Annotated in this window: 16 protein-coding genes and 2 tRNA genes; 4 read left to right on the top strand and 14 right to left on the bottom strand. The window is 58.0% G+C overall.

Features of this window, described 5'->3' with window-relative positions; genetic code table 11:
• Positions 1 to 228: 228 nt before the first annotated feature.
• The gene (locus RBB47_RS04730) at positions 229 to 966 is read right to left on the bottom strand and encodes a hypothetical protein (RefSeq protein ID WP_305984591.1); all 738 of its coding nucleotides are present in this window, start codon (positions 964 to 966) and stop codon (positions 229 to 231) included.
• A gap of 254 nt (positions 967 to 1,220) precedes the next feature.
• Between RBB47_RS04730 and RBB47_RS04725 the strand changes: the two genes are divergently transcribed.
• Positions 1,221 to 1,946: a 3-keto-5-aminohexanoate cleavage protein gene (locus tag RBB47_RS04725; RefSeq protein ID WP_305984590.1), complete on the top strand. Its 726-nt coding sequence runs from the start codon at positions 1,221 to 1,223 to the stop codon at positions 1,944 to 1,946.
• 352 nt (positions 1,947 to 2,298) lie between these two features.
• Here RBB47_RS04725 and RBB47_RS04720 read toward each other — a convergent pair.
• The 10 genes from RBB47_RS04720 to RBB47_RS04675 all read right to left on the bottom strand — a co-directional run bounded on the left by RBB47_RS04720 (position 2,299) and on the right by RBB47_RS04675 (position 8,912).
• Positions 2,299 to 2,374: transfer RNA gene (locus RBB47_RS04720), tRNA-Phe, on the bottom strand.
• 252 nt (positions 2,375 to 2,626) lie between these two features.
• Positions 2,627 to 4,234 (bottom strand): bifunctional UDP-sugar hydrolase/5'-nucleotidase, encoded by a 1,608-nt coding sequence (locus RBB47_RS04715; protein ID WP_305984589.1) that lies wholly within the window; start codon positions 4,232 to 4,234, stop codon positions 2,627 to 2,629.
• A 324-nt stretch (positions 4,235 to 4,558) separates the two neighbouring features.
• Positions 4,559 to 4,762 carry a DNA gyrase inhibitor YacG gene (yacG, locus tag RBB47_RS04710; protein WP_305984588.1) on the bottom strand — a complete coding sequence of 68 codons (204 nt, stop codon included), beginning with the start codon at positions 4,760 to 4,762 and terminating at the stop codon, positions 4,559 to 4,561.
• Between the two features lie 40 nt (positions 4,763 to 4,802).
• The gene (locus RBB47_RS04705; protein WP_305984587.1) at positions 4,803 to 5,429 is read right to left on the bottom strand and encodes a Maf-like protein; all 627 of its coding nucleotides are present in this window, start codon (positions 5,427 to 5,429) and stop codon (positions 4,803 to 4,805) included.
• Between the two features lie 43 nt (positions 5,430 to 5,472).
• The gene (gene infA / locus RBB47_RS04700) at positions 5,473 to 5,691 is read right to left on the bottom strand and encodes a translation initiation factor IF-1 (RefSeq protein WP_006939340.1); all 219 of its coding nucleotides are present in this window, start codon (positions 5,689 to 5,691) and stop codon (positions 5,473 to 5,475) included.
• A 104-nt stretch (positions 5,692 to 5,795) separates the two neighbouring features.
• Positions 5,796 to 6,248: a low molecular weight phosphatase family protein gene (locus RBB47_RS04695; protein WP_305984586.1), complete on the bottom strand. Its 453-nt coding sequence runs from the start codon at positions 6,246 to 6,248 to the stop codon at positions 5,796 to 5,798.
• 5 nt (positions 6,249 to 6,253) lie between these two features.
• A complete protein-coding gene (locus RBB47_RS04690; RefSeq protein ID WP_305984585.1) occupies positions 6,254 to 6,757 on the bottom strand; it encodes a UPF0262 family protein in 504 nt (167 codons plus the stop codon).
• 25 nt (positions 6,758 to 6,782) lie between these two features.
• The gene (gene hisD, locus RBB47_RS04685; RefSeq protein ID WP_305984584.1) at positions 6,783 to 8,084 is read right to left on the bottom strand and encodes a histidinol dehydrogenase; all 1,302 of its coding nucleotides are present in this window, start codon (positions 8,082 to 8,084) and stop codon (positions 6,783 to 6,785) included.
• 45 nt (positions 8,085 to 8,129) lie between these two features.
• Positions 8,130 to 8,567: a DUF2948 family protein gene (locus RBB47_RS04680; RefSeq protein ID WP_305984583.1), complete on the bottom strand. Its 438-nt coding sequence runs from the start codon at positions 8,565 to 8,567 to the stop codon at positions 8,130 to 8,132.
• A gap of 132 nt (positions 8,568 to 8,699) precedes the next feature.
• Positions 8,700 to 8,912 carry a hypothetical protein gene (locus tag RBB47_RS04675; protein ID WP_305984582.1) on the bottom strand — a complete coding sequence of 71 codons (213 nt, stop codon included), beginning with the start codon at positions 8,910 to 8,912 and terminating at the stop codon, positions 8,700 to 8,702.
• Between the two features lie 95 nt (positions 8,913 to 9,007).
• On the opposite strand from RBB47_RS04675, the gene RBB47_RS04670 reads away from it, so the two are divergent.
• Positions 9,008 to 9,517 (top strand): DUF3124 domain-containing protein, encoded by a 510-nt coding sequence (locus tag RBB47_RS04670; protein WP_305984581.1) that lies wholly within the window; start codon positions 9,008 to 9,010, stop codon positions 9,515 to 9,517.
• Between the two features lie 285 nt (positions 9,518 to 9,802).
• Here RBB47_RS04670 and murA read toward each other — a convergent pair whose 3' ends face one another.
• Together murA and RBB47_RS04660 are read right to left on the bottom strand one after the other, a co-directional pair.
• The gene (gene murA, locus RBB47_RS04665) at positions 9,803 to 11,092 is read right to left on the bottom strand and encodes a UDP-N-acetylglucosamine 1-carboxyvinyltransferase (protein ID WP_305984580.1); all 1,290 of its coding nucleotides are present in this window, start codon (positions 11,090 to 11,092) and stop codon (positions 9,803 to 9,805) included.
• A 166-nt stretch (positions 11,093 to 11,258) separates the two neighbouring features.
• Entirely contained in the window at positions 11,259 to 11,438 is a 180-nt protein-coding gene (locus RBB47_RS04660) for a hypothetical protein (protein ID WP_305984579.1), read from the bottom strand.
• Positions 11,439 to 11,871: 433 nt separating this feature from the next.
• Between RBB47_RS04660 and RBB47_RS04655 the strand changes: the two genes are divergently transcribed.
• Positions 11,872 to 11,946, top strand: a tRNA-Thr gene (locus tag RBB47_RS04655).
• A gap of 192 nt (positions 11,947 to 12,138) precedes the next feature.
• Here RBB47_RS04655 and RBB47_RS04650 read toward each other — a convergent pair.
• Positions 12,139 to 13,749, bottom strand: coding sequence for an FAD-dependent oxidoreductase (locus RBB47_RS04650; RefSeq protein WP_305984578.1), 1,611 nt, complete (start codon positions 13,747 to 13,749; stop codon positions 12,139 to 12,141).
• Between the two features lie 336 nt (positions 13,750 to 14,085).
• On the opposite strand from RBB47_RS04650, the gene RBB47_RS04645 reads away from it, so the two are divergent.
• Complete coding sequence (locus RBB47_RS04645) at positions 14,086 to 14,997, top strand: LysR family transcriptional regulator (RefSeq protein ID WP_305984577.1); 912 nt, start codon at positions 14,086 to 14,088, stop codon at positions 14,995 to 14,997.
• The last annotated feature ends 137 nt before the right edge of the window (positions 14,998 to 15,134 follow it).

The following is a 15,134-nucleotide window of genomic DNA, read 5'->3' as shown; positions in this document are numbered from 1 at the left end:
TCCGAGATTCGTTCAACACGCATCGGCTGACCGCTTCCCGCCCATCGCGCAAGTGACAAATACAGTCGTTTTTGACAAGGCGGAAACCTTTCAAGCGCGAGCGTCCGTTGAAGAGGCGAGAGGCGCTGATCAGTGGTAGGATTTACCATCAAGATGCGCGCATTGGCGCGGATCGCGTGGAGCAAACAACCAGTCCGAAAGCCCACTCGCATGGCGTCCCGAGACAGCTCACCGGAGAGCTTTCATACCCTTGACAATTTCCCCTAATGCTTTGCTGATCTTCGCCCAGACTGCCCCAGGATCCTCGTGAGCTTCGGACTTTCGAGCTTTTAACTCCAGCTCGTCTGCTGGTTCAGGCGAGTCTGCATTGGTCTTCTTGCCCTCCTTGTTTTCGGAGGTTTCTTTGTCGCTCTTGAGAACTGCGTGATAAATTGTCATTCCGCCGCCCACTGCCCCCAGGATGAGACTGAGTTTATCTGCGACGTTTACGGCAGTGTCGTAGAATTGCGTAAACAACCCGTCTTCTTCTGTCGTCGTGTCCGCGCCCAGAGCTTTCAATTGCTCTATCGTTTCCTCAAAGTCATCGGCCGCCGGGTCCAGTTCTAGCCTTAGCTGAACCACGATAGTCGTGTTCTCCACTGCCGCCTGAGCCAGTCCTTTTGCGACGACTTGTACGTCGACATGCTGTTCGTCGCGCGCCAAGTCTATTTCGATATTGTCTAAAGTCTCCGTTCCAATGACCAATTCATGAGCGGCTTCTGAGGCAGCCGGAGTGACCGCTGCAGCGATGGCGCCAGTGGCTAGCAGAAACGAAGTGGCCCAGTCGAAGCCGCTGGTATCGCGCTCAACAGCGTCAGAGAGGAGATTATCCTTTGGGCGAACCTCCACTCGTGATCGGTTCAAGCTCGGCGGGCTTCGACGCCGAAGGCTGCGCGTCAATCCGCCTTTCTCTTCATCTTTTGTCACACAAACCCCACTCAATTCATGCAATCAAGATAGCGGAAGGTCGGCGACAAGTCATCTTGAGCTGCTAAAGCCATGGAGGACGCGGCAGCTGAAGAGCAGCCATTAGAGCGAAGGTAGCGAAAGTGCGGATCGTCCGCCCTAGAGACCGCTATCGCGCCTTGCAGTCAAGGTCGGCACTGAGCCCATTTTGACAAATGCTGCGTTGGACGCGAATGTCCGAAAAAGATCGATTACGCAGGAGGTTGGTCAATAGTATGATTGTTCAAGCGTGCATAAACGGTGCCCGGCCTAAGGGCTACCACCCGTCTTTGCCTCTTACCAAAGAAGCGATGGTTGCTGACGCCGCAGAATGCATTGCTTCAGGTGCAGGCGAATTGCACATTCACCCACGTGACTTGGACGGAAAAGAAAGCCTCGCCCATGTGGATGAACTTGTTCGTGGCGTCCGAAGCGCCTGCCCGGGCACGCTGGTTGGTGTATCGACTGGGGCATGGATCGAGAACGATATTAATCTCACTAGAGATCGTATCAATGAGTGGTCATCCATTCCGGATTACGCTTCGGTAAACTTGTCGGAGTCGGATGCCCCGGCGATTTTTTCGCTCCTTGAATCGAAGGGCATTGGTATCGAAGCAGGAATAGCCACAGTTGAGGACGCAGTGCGTTTTGTATCTTTGCCGCAACGCGACAAGGTCTTTCGGGTGTTGTTTGAAATCGAAGAACAGGACCTCAAACAGGCTCAAGCAACGCTGGTAGATATCCAAGCCGTTTTGAATGAGGCCGGTATTCAGCGCCCCATTCTGTTACATGGATTTGATGCAACGGTATGGTTTTTCGTGCGAGAGGCTCGGGAAAAACGATGGTCTACCCGCGTTGGTCTTGAGGACGGTTGCAGGTTGGAAGACCATTCAATCGCGTCATCAAACGCTCAACTCGTTGCCAGCGCTATCGCCATCTTTCAGCAGAAGAGTTTCAAATAGCAGACCTTCGTGAAGCTTCGGCGAATTGGCGTTTCGTCCGCAAGCCGGTCATTCGATCCGGCAGCACACCATCGCCGCTTTAAATCATTCGGTGAAAGTCTGGGCTGCGCTGTAAAGCCAAATTGTCTGGAGATTGCCCGTTGCCATGTAGATCACTACGACCTTGGCGCGTCGCAGAGTGCCAAACGGATGCCGAGAGCAACTCAGCGGGCTTTGAGTCACAAAGACCTTTTTCTCTTAATGGGTCTCGCCAGCCCATACAACATTGTTAAACACTTTTGTAGCGCGATAAGGCGCGCTCAAAACGCTAAAAAATCCTAACGAATTGATATGTTTGGGCTGTTGGGGAGAGTGGTGCCCAGAGGCGGAATCGAACCACCGACACGCGGATTTTCAATCCGCTGCTCTACCAACTGAGCTATCTGGGCGTGCCTTGCGCGTGTTCCGGGACAAAGCCCCGTTCGCTGAAAGCCCGGTTCTTATAGAGGCTCGCTCAGACCTTGTCCAGCACCCCGGCAAAGTTTTTTGTGGTCTGGCAATCGCGTGAACGTGGATAACAGAGCCTCCTCACAAAGCCCTGAAAAACAACCGCTTTTGACGCGGGCTGAGGCCCGTTCATCAGAACGCAAAAGGCGCGCGGTTCATCCGCGCGCCTCCGGTCGCTTCTCCTGCCGGCCGGCTTACTGCTCGGTGATCCGGCCGTCGGTGAACGGCGTGTAGCCGTTGCGCGCGGCAAGGTAGTCTGCAACCACGACTTCAAGTCCTGGACCGTAGTCGTAAGCGTTCTGACCGCTCTCGGCAAAGACCTTGTAGCCATCGCCACCGCCGCGCATGTAGTTGTTGGAAACAACGCCGTAGACCTTGTCCGCATCAAGCGGCACCCAGTTGCCGTCTTCCATGACCTCCACAAGCAGAATACGGCTGCCCGGATCCTTCTTGGGGGTCCAGGAGTATTTCAGCCCGGAGACCTGGGGGAAACGGCCAGCGCCCTCTTCAACCTGCGAGACACCGTTTTCCAGGGCGGCGATAACATCGGAACCCTTGAGCTGGAACGTCGACAAGGTGTTCTGGAACGGCAGAACCGTGAGAACCTCGCCCATGGTGACTTCGCCACCGTCGATCGAAGCGCGCAGACCGCCGCCGTTCTGGATGGCGATCTGAACACCCTGGTCCTTGACGCGATCGAGCATGGCATCGGCGACAAGATTGCCCATCTGGCATTCGCCTGCGCGGCAGGACCCACGGTCGCCGTCGACCGCATCCTCGGTCGAGCCGATAACCTTTGCCTTCAGCTCCTCGATCGGCGCAGCCAGTTCGGCAACGCGTGCGGCGAACCCCTCGTCCGGCGTAACGGACGCATCCAGCAGGATCGGTTCACCTTCGGCTTTTATGAGGTTGCCGTCATCATCCCAGGTCACGTCCAGTTCGCCCAGGAACTTGCCGTAGGCGTAGGCCTGGACGATCGGGACTTCCTTGCCGTCCGGATTGGTGGCGAGAACCGGATAAGGGCCGGACGCACCTTCCTGCGTGTTGGACAACAGCGTGTGGGAATGGCCCCCGACAATAACGTCGATGCCGGGCACGTTTTCCGCGATTTCAATGTCGCCCGGCAGACCCATATGCGTGACGGCGATGATCTTGTTGATGCCGGCTGCTTCAAGCCCTTCGACAGCCCCTTTCAGATAGTCCTCGGCCTTTATGAACCGAACGCCCTGCCCTGGAGACGAGGTGTCGACCGTGTCTTCAGCCAAGGTCGACACAATGCCGATCCGCTCGCCGCCTTTTTCCAGAATCAGGACACCTGGAACCTTGCCTTTCAGGGCCGGTTCACCATTGACCTCGATATTGCCTGAAATAACCGGGAATTCCGCCTTGTCGATGAAGTTGGCAAGTGCTTCCGGACCATCGTCGAATTCGTGATTGCCGACAGCCATGACATCGATATTCATGCCGTTGAGGAATTCAACGGCCGCGTCGCCCTTGTAGGTCGTGTAAAACAGAGAGCCCTGGAACTGGTCGCCGGCATCGACGACGACGACATTCTTGCCGTCAGCTTCCAGTTCGGCCCGGCGCTGATCCAGCATCGTCTTGATCCTGGCGATGCCACCGAAGCACTTTCCTTCCGCCTCGTCTTCCTGACCACAGGTGGAATCGTATTTGTTGATCGATTCGATGCGCGAATGCAGGTCATTCAAATGCAAAATCGATAGGGAATAGTCAGCATAGGCTGCTGTCGGCAGTGCCGTCGAAAGAGACAGCACCGCAGCGGTCACAAAACGGTTCTTCATCAAACCCTCGCACATGTTCTTGGTTGTTCGTTAGGCTCCGGCATTTCTGCCGGCCGTCACCTTCCCCCCCGATCGATCCCAATACTTCAAGGTGCGCTCTTAATCAGAGCACCGTTATGTCCTGTCGGAACCGGAAAATCGGGCCGGGTTAGCCGGTGTGGGAAAATCTTTGATCAGATTTCCGGCAACTGCAAGTGGCCACTGGCAAATGACCTGCATAAAATTAGCCAGATAACTACTCACCCGCTCCAAATGCGGGGATTACTCCGTGCGCCAGCCGGGCAGCGGTTCGTTCCTGCCCTCAAAAGAGGCGCTGCGGCGGCGCTACTTTTCGTCCGGAAAATTGCTCTCATCGATGTCGTCGGTCTCGACCACCGGGATCGTATAACCTTCGGAAAACCACCGATTGAGGTCAATCTTGGCGCAGCGGTCGGAGCAGAAGGGATAGTTTTCCTGTGTCGACAGCTTCGAGCAGATCGGACAAGGGCGCATACGCCGACTGGTGGGCTTCTTTTCGTTTGCCGCCATTTTGCCTCGCAGGATTGATCCGGTGGACAGATCTTCGTCTTCAGGCCGCAGCTATCGCCCATCCTTGATGGACAGGATAGCCTGCGGCACTCAGAAGGTTGGCCGTTTCAACAAGCGGCAATCCGACCACCGACGGATAAGAGCCGACGAGTTTGACGACAAAACTTCCGGCAAGGCCCTGGATCGCATAGCCGCCCGCCTTGCCCCGCCATTCGCCTGAAGAAATATAGTCGTCGATGTCCTTGCGGGACAAGCGCTTGAATCGCACGCGGGTCTCGACGAGTTTTGAGCGGACCTTGCCGTTTGCCTCGGCGACGGCAACGCCGGTAAACACCCTGTGTCCCCTGCCCGAAAGAAGCGACAGGCAAGTCAGAGCCTGATCGGTCAGTTCCGCTTTCGGCAAGGCGCGGCGTCCGACCGCAACGACCGTGTCGGCCGCCAGTACAATACCGCCCTGCGTCTGTTCGGAGAGATCGGCCGTCTGACGCACTGCCTCAGCCTTGGCCCGTGCCAGCCGCAGCGCCAGGCTGCGGGGCGTCTCGTGCTTCTTGGGCATCTCGTCAATATCGGCCGGCAGGAGATGATCAGGCTCTAGCCCGATCTGCTGCAGCAGTGCGAGGCGGCGCGGTGAAGCGGAAGCCAATATGAGCTGGGGAACATCGGTCATAAGCGCAAAAGCCTGAAAGCCGGCATCACCTTGACGGGACCGCTTATTTGAAGCGGTAGGTGATCCGCCCCTTGGTGAGATCATAAGGGGTCATTTCAACAAGAACCTTGTCACCCGCCAGGACGCGGATCCGGTTCTTGCGCATACGCCCTGCCGTGTGAGCGATGATTTCGTGGTCATTTTCCAGTTTTACGCGGAACGTCGCATTCGGCAACAGTTCTGTTACGACGCCCGGAAACTCCAGAGCTTCTTCTTTGGCCATTTGATATCCTGAATAAAGCGGGCCCTGCCCGCGGGTGCCGGGGAAACTAACGGATTAGCGCCTGAAAGTGAACCTTTCTTTCCGATCCTTACAAAAAAGAAAAATCAGTCGGCCGCGCTGGGCGACCAGTCAAAGCGCTTCTTGATGCGCATCATAAGCTGATCGCGCACCGTGCGGTATTCGTTCAGGATCTGTTCGCGGCTGCCCGTGGCAAGCGTCGGATCCATTGTCGGCCAGTATTCCACCTCCATGGCATCGGTACGGGTCATCTCCAGCGCCTTGTGGTGGGCTTCGGGTGCCAGCGTCACGATCAGGTCGAAACCCTCCTCGTCCAAGTCCTCAAAGGTCTTGGGCTGGTGCTTGCTCATGTCGATGCCCATCTCGGCCATCACCGCGTCCACGAACGGGTCGATCTTGCCGCTGCGCACGCCCGCGGAGCGCACATAAATTCGTCCTGGAAACAGTTTCTGCATCAAGGCTTCAGCCATGGGTGAGCGCACGGAATTCATCCCGCAGGCAAACAAAACCGCAGTCGGACGAAGGCCCGGCCCGGTCATTTACCTCAGCCTTTCCAATGAAGAGCGTATACGAGCGTGAACAGGCGACGGGCTGTCTGCATGTCCACTTCGATCTTCCCTTCCAGGCGCTCCATCAAGATGGTGGAGCCCTCATTGTGAACGCCGCGCCGGCCCATGTCGATCGCCTCGATCTGGCTGGGCGTCGCATGGCGAATGGCTTCGTAGTAGCTCTCGCAGATCAGGTCATAGTCCTTGACGATCTTGCGCAGGGGAGACAGCGACAGGACATGAGTAACGACTTCCTGCTCGTCCTCCGTCCTGATCCGGAACACGAGCTTCTTTTCGACAACCGCCAGATTCAGGACGTATTTCGATACGGGGTGACCGATGGGCTGAAAGCAGTTTTCCTCGATCAGGTCGTAAATCGCGACCGCGCGGTCGTGTTCCACCTCCGGGGTCGAACGCGCGATAGAGGCTTCGTCCAGGACGATGTCCACCAGCCGGCTGCCGGTGGATTGCGAGCTGGTATCCGGTTGCGATCCACTCATGTGCGAGAAGCCCTTTGAGTCTCGGTTACATGTTCAGCCTGATGGAAACAGAGCGCGCGTGCGCCGACAACCCCTCAGATTCGCCCAAAGTGATCGCTGCCGGGCCGAGCGCACGCAGATTGTCAGCATTGCACTTCAGGATCGAGGTGCGCTTGACGAATTCGAGAACGGAAAGACCTGAGGAAAACCGGGCCGAACGGGCCGTTGGCAGGACGTGGTTGGACCCGCCGACATAATCACCGATGGCCTCAGGCGTGTAATGTCCGAGAAAAACAGCGCCCGCGTTGCGAACCTTCGTCAACAGAGCTTCCGGGTCGGCGACCGCCAGTTCAAGGTGCTCTGGCGCGATCCGGTTGGCAAGCGGCATCGCCGCGTCCAGATCCTCTACCAGGATGACAGCTCCGAAATCTTCCCAGCTTGCCCGGGCAACTTCTTCGCGCGGCAACGTCTTGAGCTGCGCCTCGACAGCCTTTTCCACTTGCTCCGCCAAATCGGCGCTATCGGTTATCAGGATCGACTGGGCCGCCGTATCGTGCTCGGCCTGCGCCAGAAGGTCGGCCGCGATCCAGTCCGGGTTGTTTTCGCCATCTGCCACGATCAGGACTTCCGAAGGGCCGGCGATCATGTCGATCCCGACCGTACCGAACACTCTGCGCTTGGCCGCAGCCACAAAGGCGTTTCCAGGTCCGACGATCTTGGCCACCGGCGCGATCGTTTCCGTGCCGAAAGCCAGGGCGGCAACCGCCTGTGCCCCACCGATCCGGTAGATCTCGGTTACACCGGCAACCTTGGCAGCGGCCAGCACCAACGGGTTCAGCACGCCATCGGGACTCGGCACCACCATGACGATGCGTTCGACGCCGGCAACCTTCGCCGGCACAACATTCATAAGAACAGAGCTCGGGTAGCTGGCAAGGCCGCCCGGCACATAAACGCCAACGGCCTCAACCGCTGTCCAGAGCGAGCCAAGTTCCACACCAATGCCATCCGTGTAGCGGTCATCCTGCGGCATCTGGCGAAGATGGTGTGCGTGGATCCGGTCGTGGGCGAGCTTGAGGGCGTCCAGCGTTTCCGCCGGAACTTCTCTCACCGCGTTTTCGATTTCCATCTCGGAGACAGCAAGCTCCGACATATCCGCCGCCTCCAGCCGGTCGAATTTTGCGGTGTAATCCAAAACGGCGGCATCGCCGTTCAGGCGGACTGCCTCGATGATGTCCCGAACGACCTGATCAACGTCCTCAGACACTTCCCGCTTGCCTGCCAGGAGATCGGCGAACGTCTGCTCGAACCCGGCCTCGGTGCTGTTAAGGCGTAGAACCACGCGCATCTCCCTCAGGTTTGGTGCCGGGCACCGGTAGAATGGTCACGTCGCTTAGCTGAGATCGTGCTGCGGAAGGTTGGGCGTCGACCAGGCAGCTCCAAGGTCGGAAAGCTGCGCTTCGATGCACTCGACATCCAGCGCCAGGCTGGCTCCACCGGCAAAGGCAAGCTGTATTGTCCCGGAAGGTTCTTCGCCGCCTTCGAAGGTGACCGCAAGCAGTTCCAGGACAGCCCCCTTTGCATCCTGGCGGATGTTTTGCGCCTTCATGGCCTTGACCTGCGCAATGGCAAGGGCAGATCTGCGGCGCTCATGTTCCTTCGTGCGTTTGTCCGCCTCTTTGTCCCAGACAAAGCGGTTGAACACAAACACCGCCTTCTTTTCATTGGGTAGGTAGCGGATATCCGCCACGGTCAAAATGGCGTCCTGCAAATGTGCGGAGAGAACCTGAAGATCTTCCTGGTCGAGAGCGGCAAGTTTCAGCTGATCCATAGCGGCCTGATTCTGATCCGGTTATTGGTTTTTCGGCAAACCGCATATAGGTGAAGTCTGCCTGGGTCCCAAGGGGGATGACCTAATGCGGAATTCCCCGTTTGGCAACGACGAATAAGCTTGTGGCGGCTGTTACGGCCCCTCATCCACGCGTTGGCGCAGATCTTCCTTGATTTCGTCGAGGTTTGCGATGCGGTTGAACACCCGGCGCCCAAGCCAGAGACCGAAGACCAGAAGGAAAAACCCCAGCGTCGGACCATAAGGAGGTGCGACGAAAACAACTGCGAGCAAGCCCGCCATGGCAAAGCAAACCTGGATCAGGAACCTGATTGTCTGTGCACCCATGAACCTTCCTTCCATGACCCTAACCGCCTTACCGGAAACCGTTCCGCAAGGGGCCCTCTCTTGCAATCCAGACACGCATCAAGGACAGTGCCGTCATGTTGAAAATACCGTGCAACACCGGAAAAACCATGCTCAACAAACTGTCCGGCCTTCTTTTGCTTCTGACCGCTTTCTGGACCTCTCCCGCTTCGGCACAGGACTTTACCGAAAAGGTGGTCGGTGAGACGATCTACGTTCCTGCCTATTCCAGGATCTTTTCCTATCCGAACCGCTCAGATCTGCTGGCGGCGACGCTTGCGGTTCACAATGTCGATCCCGAAACGACCCTGACCCTGATGCGGGTCGACTATCACGGCGAGGACGGGAAGTTATTGCGCAGCCTTTTGGAAGCCCCGTTGGAACTCGCACCGTTGCAGTCGAAAACGGTTCTCATTCCGATCAACGATACCAGTGGCGGCGTCGGCGCAAATTTCGTGGTCGTCTGGACATCGGACACACCCGCGCTCAGCCCGATCGCCGAAGCCATCATGACAAGCGGCAGCGGCGGGCCCGGCCCGTCCTTTACATCGAGAGGCCGGGTGATCGAGCGCCAGCAAGCCAAGTGAGAGTGTCTCTTTGCGCCAAACTGGTCCGTCTTGTGCGCCACTACCAACTCAATTGAGCGCGATATATGCATTCGTCACGGAACGTCCCAACATGACACGTCATTGCCGGACTTGATCCGGCAATCCAAGCCGTGCCTTCGCTACAAACGCAGGCTCACTCGTCAGGCGAGGTCACGGTATGGGTCCCATGGTCAAGCCATGGGACGACCGAAGAGAGCAGGAAACTGAGTTTCCACCCGTCAATTCCGACCCGGATCAAATCCGGGGCAGCAAGGGAACCAGAACCTATCCGGAAATCCGCTCGATCTGTGCACCGCAGCGGGTGAGCTTGTCTTCCAGGCGCTCAAAGCCGCGGTCGAGGTGGTAGACCCGGTTGACCGTGGTTTCTCCCTCTGCGGCCAGTCCGGCGATCACAAGCGACACGGACGCCCTGAGATCGGTCGCCATGACCGGCGCACCGCGCAGCATGGAAACGCCGTCGACAGTTGCCGTACGTCCGTCCACATGGATCTGTGCACCGAGCCGCGCGAGCTCCTGCACATGCATGAAACGGTTTTCGAAAATCGTCTCGGTAATCCGGCTTGAGCCGCCCGCCTTCGTCATCAGCGCCATGAACTGGGCCTGCAGATCGGTCGGGAAACCCGGGAAAGGTTCGGTGGTGACATTGACCGGCTGAATGCCGTTGCCGTTCCGGTAGACCTTGATGCCCTCATTCGTCTGGGTGATGTCCGCGCCCGCCTGGCGCAGCGTATCCAGCGCCGTGTCCAGCAGGTCGGCGCGTCCGCCCTGCAGCAGAACATCGCCGCCGGTCATGGCAACCGCCATGGCATAAGTGCCCGTTTCAATCCGGTCCGGAACGACCGCATGGTGCGCTCCGTGAAGCCGCGGTACGCCCTGAATGCGAATGGTAGAAGTGCCCTCGCCCTCGATCCTGGCGCCCATGGCCTTGAGGCACCGGGCCAGGTCCACCACTTCGGGCTCACGCGCGGCGTTGACCAGTTCCGTCTCGCCGTCGGCAAGTGTTGCGGCCATCATGATCGTGTGTGTCGCGCCAACCGAGATCTTCGGGAATTCGACCCGCGCGCCTTTCAGCCCGCCCGGTGCCTTCACGACCACATAACCGCCCTCGATCTCGATATCAGCGCCGAGCGCTGCCAGGCCGTCGATGAAGAAGTCGACAGGGCGCGTCCCGATGGCGCAGCCGCCGGGCAACGACACACGTGCTTCGCGCATGCGGGCCACCAGAGGGCCGATGACCCAGAAACTGGCGCGCATCTTGGAAACCAGCTCGTAAGGCGCAGTGGTGTCGACGATTTCGCGCGCAGTCAAGTTCAACGTCTGGCCGGCCAGCTCGTCCTGACCGGACCGCTTCCCGTTGACCGAATAATCGACGCCGTGATTGGAGAGGATCTGCATCAGCTGGGCGACATCGCGCAGGCGCGGTACGTTGGAAAGTGTCAGGGTCTCGTCGGTCAGAAGCGAAGCGATCATCAGCGGCAACGCCGCGTTCTTCGCACCGGAAATCGGAATAATACCGTTCAGCTCCGCGCCGCCAACAACCTTGATACTGTCCATATGAACCCCGAATGCAGCCGATTTGCTTTCCGGCCGTCCCCTAGAAGCCATTCACACCAAACCTGCGGTCTACACACAAGTTGCGACCCATGCAAGGCAGCGCTAAGCCGGGGATCGGGCGTTTTGATGGCGGAAGTGCTCTGTTGGACCAATTGTCCTCAGGAATTCAGTCTTCGCGCTTCGCCTTGGCGGCGCTCTTGCGGCGGCGGAGGTTGGCTCTCAGCGCTTCGGCAAGCCGCTCCTCCCGCGACGGTGCCTTCGCTTTTTTTCCCGCAGGCACCCGCGTTTCAGAGGTGTCCACACTCTTGCCCTCAACGGCTTGGTCTTTTTGGTCTTTTTCACTCATCTCGCTGTCTGCCCGGTCGTCACCCGCGTTCTTTTACCAATCGGGCAGTCCGCTGCAAAGCGGAACAGTGCCCGTTTCGTAGCGAAGCGAAACAATAGATAAAGGACCAGAAGACAAGTGCCGGCAGGACGGTGGATAACACGCAATGACCGTTTGCAAATTTCGCAGGTCTGCGGCGCTATCCACAGCTTGGTATTCCCCGGATTTCAGCCGGAAATCAGGCCCGGCGCGTGCCGAGTGGAAGCCTACCCTTCGCAAAGCGGATCCAGCTCAAAAAAAACCAAATCACCGCTTGCGTCCCAATGGCTCTTATGGCAAAAGCGCCCTCATTCCGGTCGGCGGCGCTGATCGGGACCAGCATTCGCGTCTCAAAAAATCGCTTTTTTTTTGAAAAGGCCAGTTGGACGCCGGGCTCGATCAACCAAGCCCATTAGCTGCCGTAGCTCAGGGGTAGAGCACTCCCTTGGTAAGGGAGAGGTCGAGAGTTCAAATCTCTCCGGCAGCACCATAAAAATCAATACTTTACAGCTCTAAGCGTCAGCGTAACTTGCAGATTCCTTCAGGACTATGCAAGGAACAGACACCATCTTGACGGCGTTTCTGCCGCGAAGACCCGACGGGCCGTCCACGGCTTGGTCTGATCGAGACCCCTTTCGAACCGAAGGTTTGGCACTTTGATCCTGATCCGCTGACACACGCCTTATCCTTGCAGATGCTCCCAGACTTGCGAGATTACGACCGAGCCTTCGCCGACTGCTGAAGCGACGCGCTTCACCGAACCGGCGCGAACGTCTCCCACAGCGAAAAGACCTGGGCACGAGGTTGCAAACGGAGACGTCTTGCCCGCGTCATTGCCGGTCAAAACGAAGCCTCTCGCATCCATGTCACAGGACTTGCGCAGCCAGGATGTATTCGGTGCGGCGCCGACCATGATGAAGGCTGCCGGACAATTCAGATGCCAATCCTTGCCGTCGCGATCGATAACAACATTCGCCAAGGCGTCGCCGCCTTCGAGCGCCCGGATTTGCGACCTGTAATGAATGGAGATGGACTGATCGGCTTCCAACCGGGAGAGCAGATAGTCAGACATGGAGGCGGCGAGGCTCTCGCCGCGCACCAGGACATGCACATGCCTGGCGGTGCGCGACAAATACATGGCAGCCTGCCCCGCAGAATTGCCGCCACCGACGACAACGACGTCGGCGCCACGGCAATAACGTGCCTCCATGTCCGTCGCCGCGTAGTAGACGCCCGCGCCCTCGAACTGCTCAAGCTTTTCCAGAGGCAACCGGCGATACTGGACACCCGTGGCAACGACAACCGCTCTGGCGCAGATTTCCTTATTGTTGTCGAGCGTCACGCAGAACACACCGTCCGACCGGCGCTCCAGGCAGATTGCACGACGCGGCCTTAAAAACCGTGTGCCGAATTTCATGGCCTGAATTTCACCACGCCAAACGAGATCGGCTCCGGAGATGCCGGTGGGAAAACCCATGTAGTTTTCTATCCGGCTGGAGGTTCCCGCTTGCCCGCCCACGGCAAGGTCCTCGACCAGAACCGCAGACAGCCCTTCAGCCCCTGCATATACCGCAGCCGAGACACCGGCCGGTCCGCCTCCGACAATCAACGCGTCGACGGTTTCATTGCATTCGAAGTTCTGTGCAAGGCCCAGGAGTTGAGCGACTTTTGCCGGTGTCGGCTCATCCACAACCCGGTTGCTGCCAAAAACGACCGCGGGTTTGCGACCACTCAACCGGCAGCTCTGCCTGATTTCATCGGCATCCTCCGAACCAAGGTCGATCAGCTGAAACGGTATCTTGTTTCGCGCAGCGAACTCTGCAATCCGCCTGACGTCGCGATCCTGGTCTGCTCCTATCAGCCTCAACGAGGAATCGTTTTCTTCTATCTGGCGGCGCCGTCGCGCGGCGAAAACGGAAATCACGATGTCGGACATTTCCGGTATGCGCGCCATCGCATCGAGCATTTTTTCCCGCGAAACAGCGATGACAACGGTCTGTTCCCTGGCCCGAAGCGGCAGCGTGAAGGCACCCCTGTTCAGAAATGCAATCTCTCCCAGAAACTGCGTCGGCCCCAGCGAAGCAGGCAGGTATGCTTCGCGGGTGTCGGGGTCGATGACTTCAACACGGCCTTCGAGGATGTAGTAAAAAACATCCATCGGATCGCCAATCTCGGCGATGATGTCTCCCTTTTCGAAGCGCACGACGTCGCCAATTGCTTTCAATTCCTCAACATGACTTTGATGCAAAGGCGTTCTTGTCATTTCCCGCAAGTTGGCAGCAAAACTCTCCATTGCGAAAATCCTTTGCATTGTTCAGGCCGGACTGAAACTGGCCGACGTGCTTTCAACAGGAACCCGAACCACTCCACCCGGGGTTGCCCTATTGTTGTGGTGCGCTGCCGGCATTTGGGAAGATGCAAATCGATCCGGTTGCTGGCGTTTGCCGCAAAGATCGGCAGAAACCGCAGCAAGACCTCTTCGCCGCATTACGAACGAGGTATATATAGCGGGGGGCATCGCGTAAGCCCTGCTAGACCCTTGGACCGGCGTGAAAGACCTGACCGTTGCAACAGCTACCAAGTCTTCACTAAAGTCGGGCTCGCGCTTCCAATTCCGCCAAGGAACTCGATGAACAACCTCAATGAACTCCGTGTGTTTGTGAATGTCGCCCAGGCTGAAAACTTCGCCGGGGCAGCCAGGGTGCTCGGAATGACCACGTCGGCTGTTTCCAAGGCCGTCCAGCGGCTTGAGACGGAAATCGGTGCCAAGCTGTTCACCAGAACGACCCGGTCGGTAACACTCACCGTTGAAGGGATCCGGTTTCTTGACGGTGCCCGCCGGCTTTTGAATGACGCTGATGCGCTAAAGGAGGAATTCGCCGACAGCCTCGCCCAGCCTCGCGGCAAACTCGTCATTTCTGCGCCTGCCGTGTTCGGCCGCGTCTGGCTCACCGAACGCGTTCTCGCGTTCATGTGCCGCTATGAGGAGGTTGACGTCGAGCTGAAGTTCGAGGACCGGCAGGTCGACCTTGGAACAGAGGGTATCGATATCGCGATCCGCATCGGCGCGCTCGGCGACAGTGCCAACCTGATGGCAAGGAAGCTTTTCGACGATCGCGCGTATACATGCGTCTCCCCCTCCTATGCCGAACGGTATGGAAAACCGGAAACGCTAAGCGATCTCGAACACCATCGAGGGATTCACTACCGCGTGCAAAACACCGGTCTGCTGTTTCCGTTTCTCTTTGACGACAACGGGGAAGTCGTGCGACGGACGCTGGATCCGGTCCTTGTGGGAAACAGTGTTGATGCTCTGCGCCAGGCAGCCGAAAAGGGCATCGGCATCGCACAGTTGCCGAGTTTCCTTGCTCATGAAGCCTTTGCCGCCGGGCGCCTGATCGAGGTTCTTGAAGACAAACGGCTGAACAATTTCCCTTACTCGATCATCTACCTGAACAGGCAGCTTGTCGCGCCGCGCGTGAGGGCTTTCGTGGACTTTCTTGTCGCGGACCCGCCAAGCTTTGTCCAAGCGCTGGAATAGTGCCCATCTGCTCGGCTATCCAATTGCGTCCTGTCAGGAAACACTGAGCGTCTCGGCGTCCCGCTAATCAGAGCGCCTCTCCATTCCCATCTCCCAGTCCAAGCGTGGGGCACAGCCCCGCAACCAAAGGAGATCGG

It is taken from the genome of Roseibium sp. MMSF_3544, from assembly GCF_030732845.1.
Taxonomy (GTDB): Bacteria; Pseudomonadota; Alphaproteobacteria; order Rhizobiales; family Stappiaceae; genus Roseibium.
The sequence above is the reverse complement of the archived record's forward strand: the minus strand, read 5'-3'. Positions and strand labels throughout refer to the sequence as shown.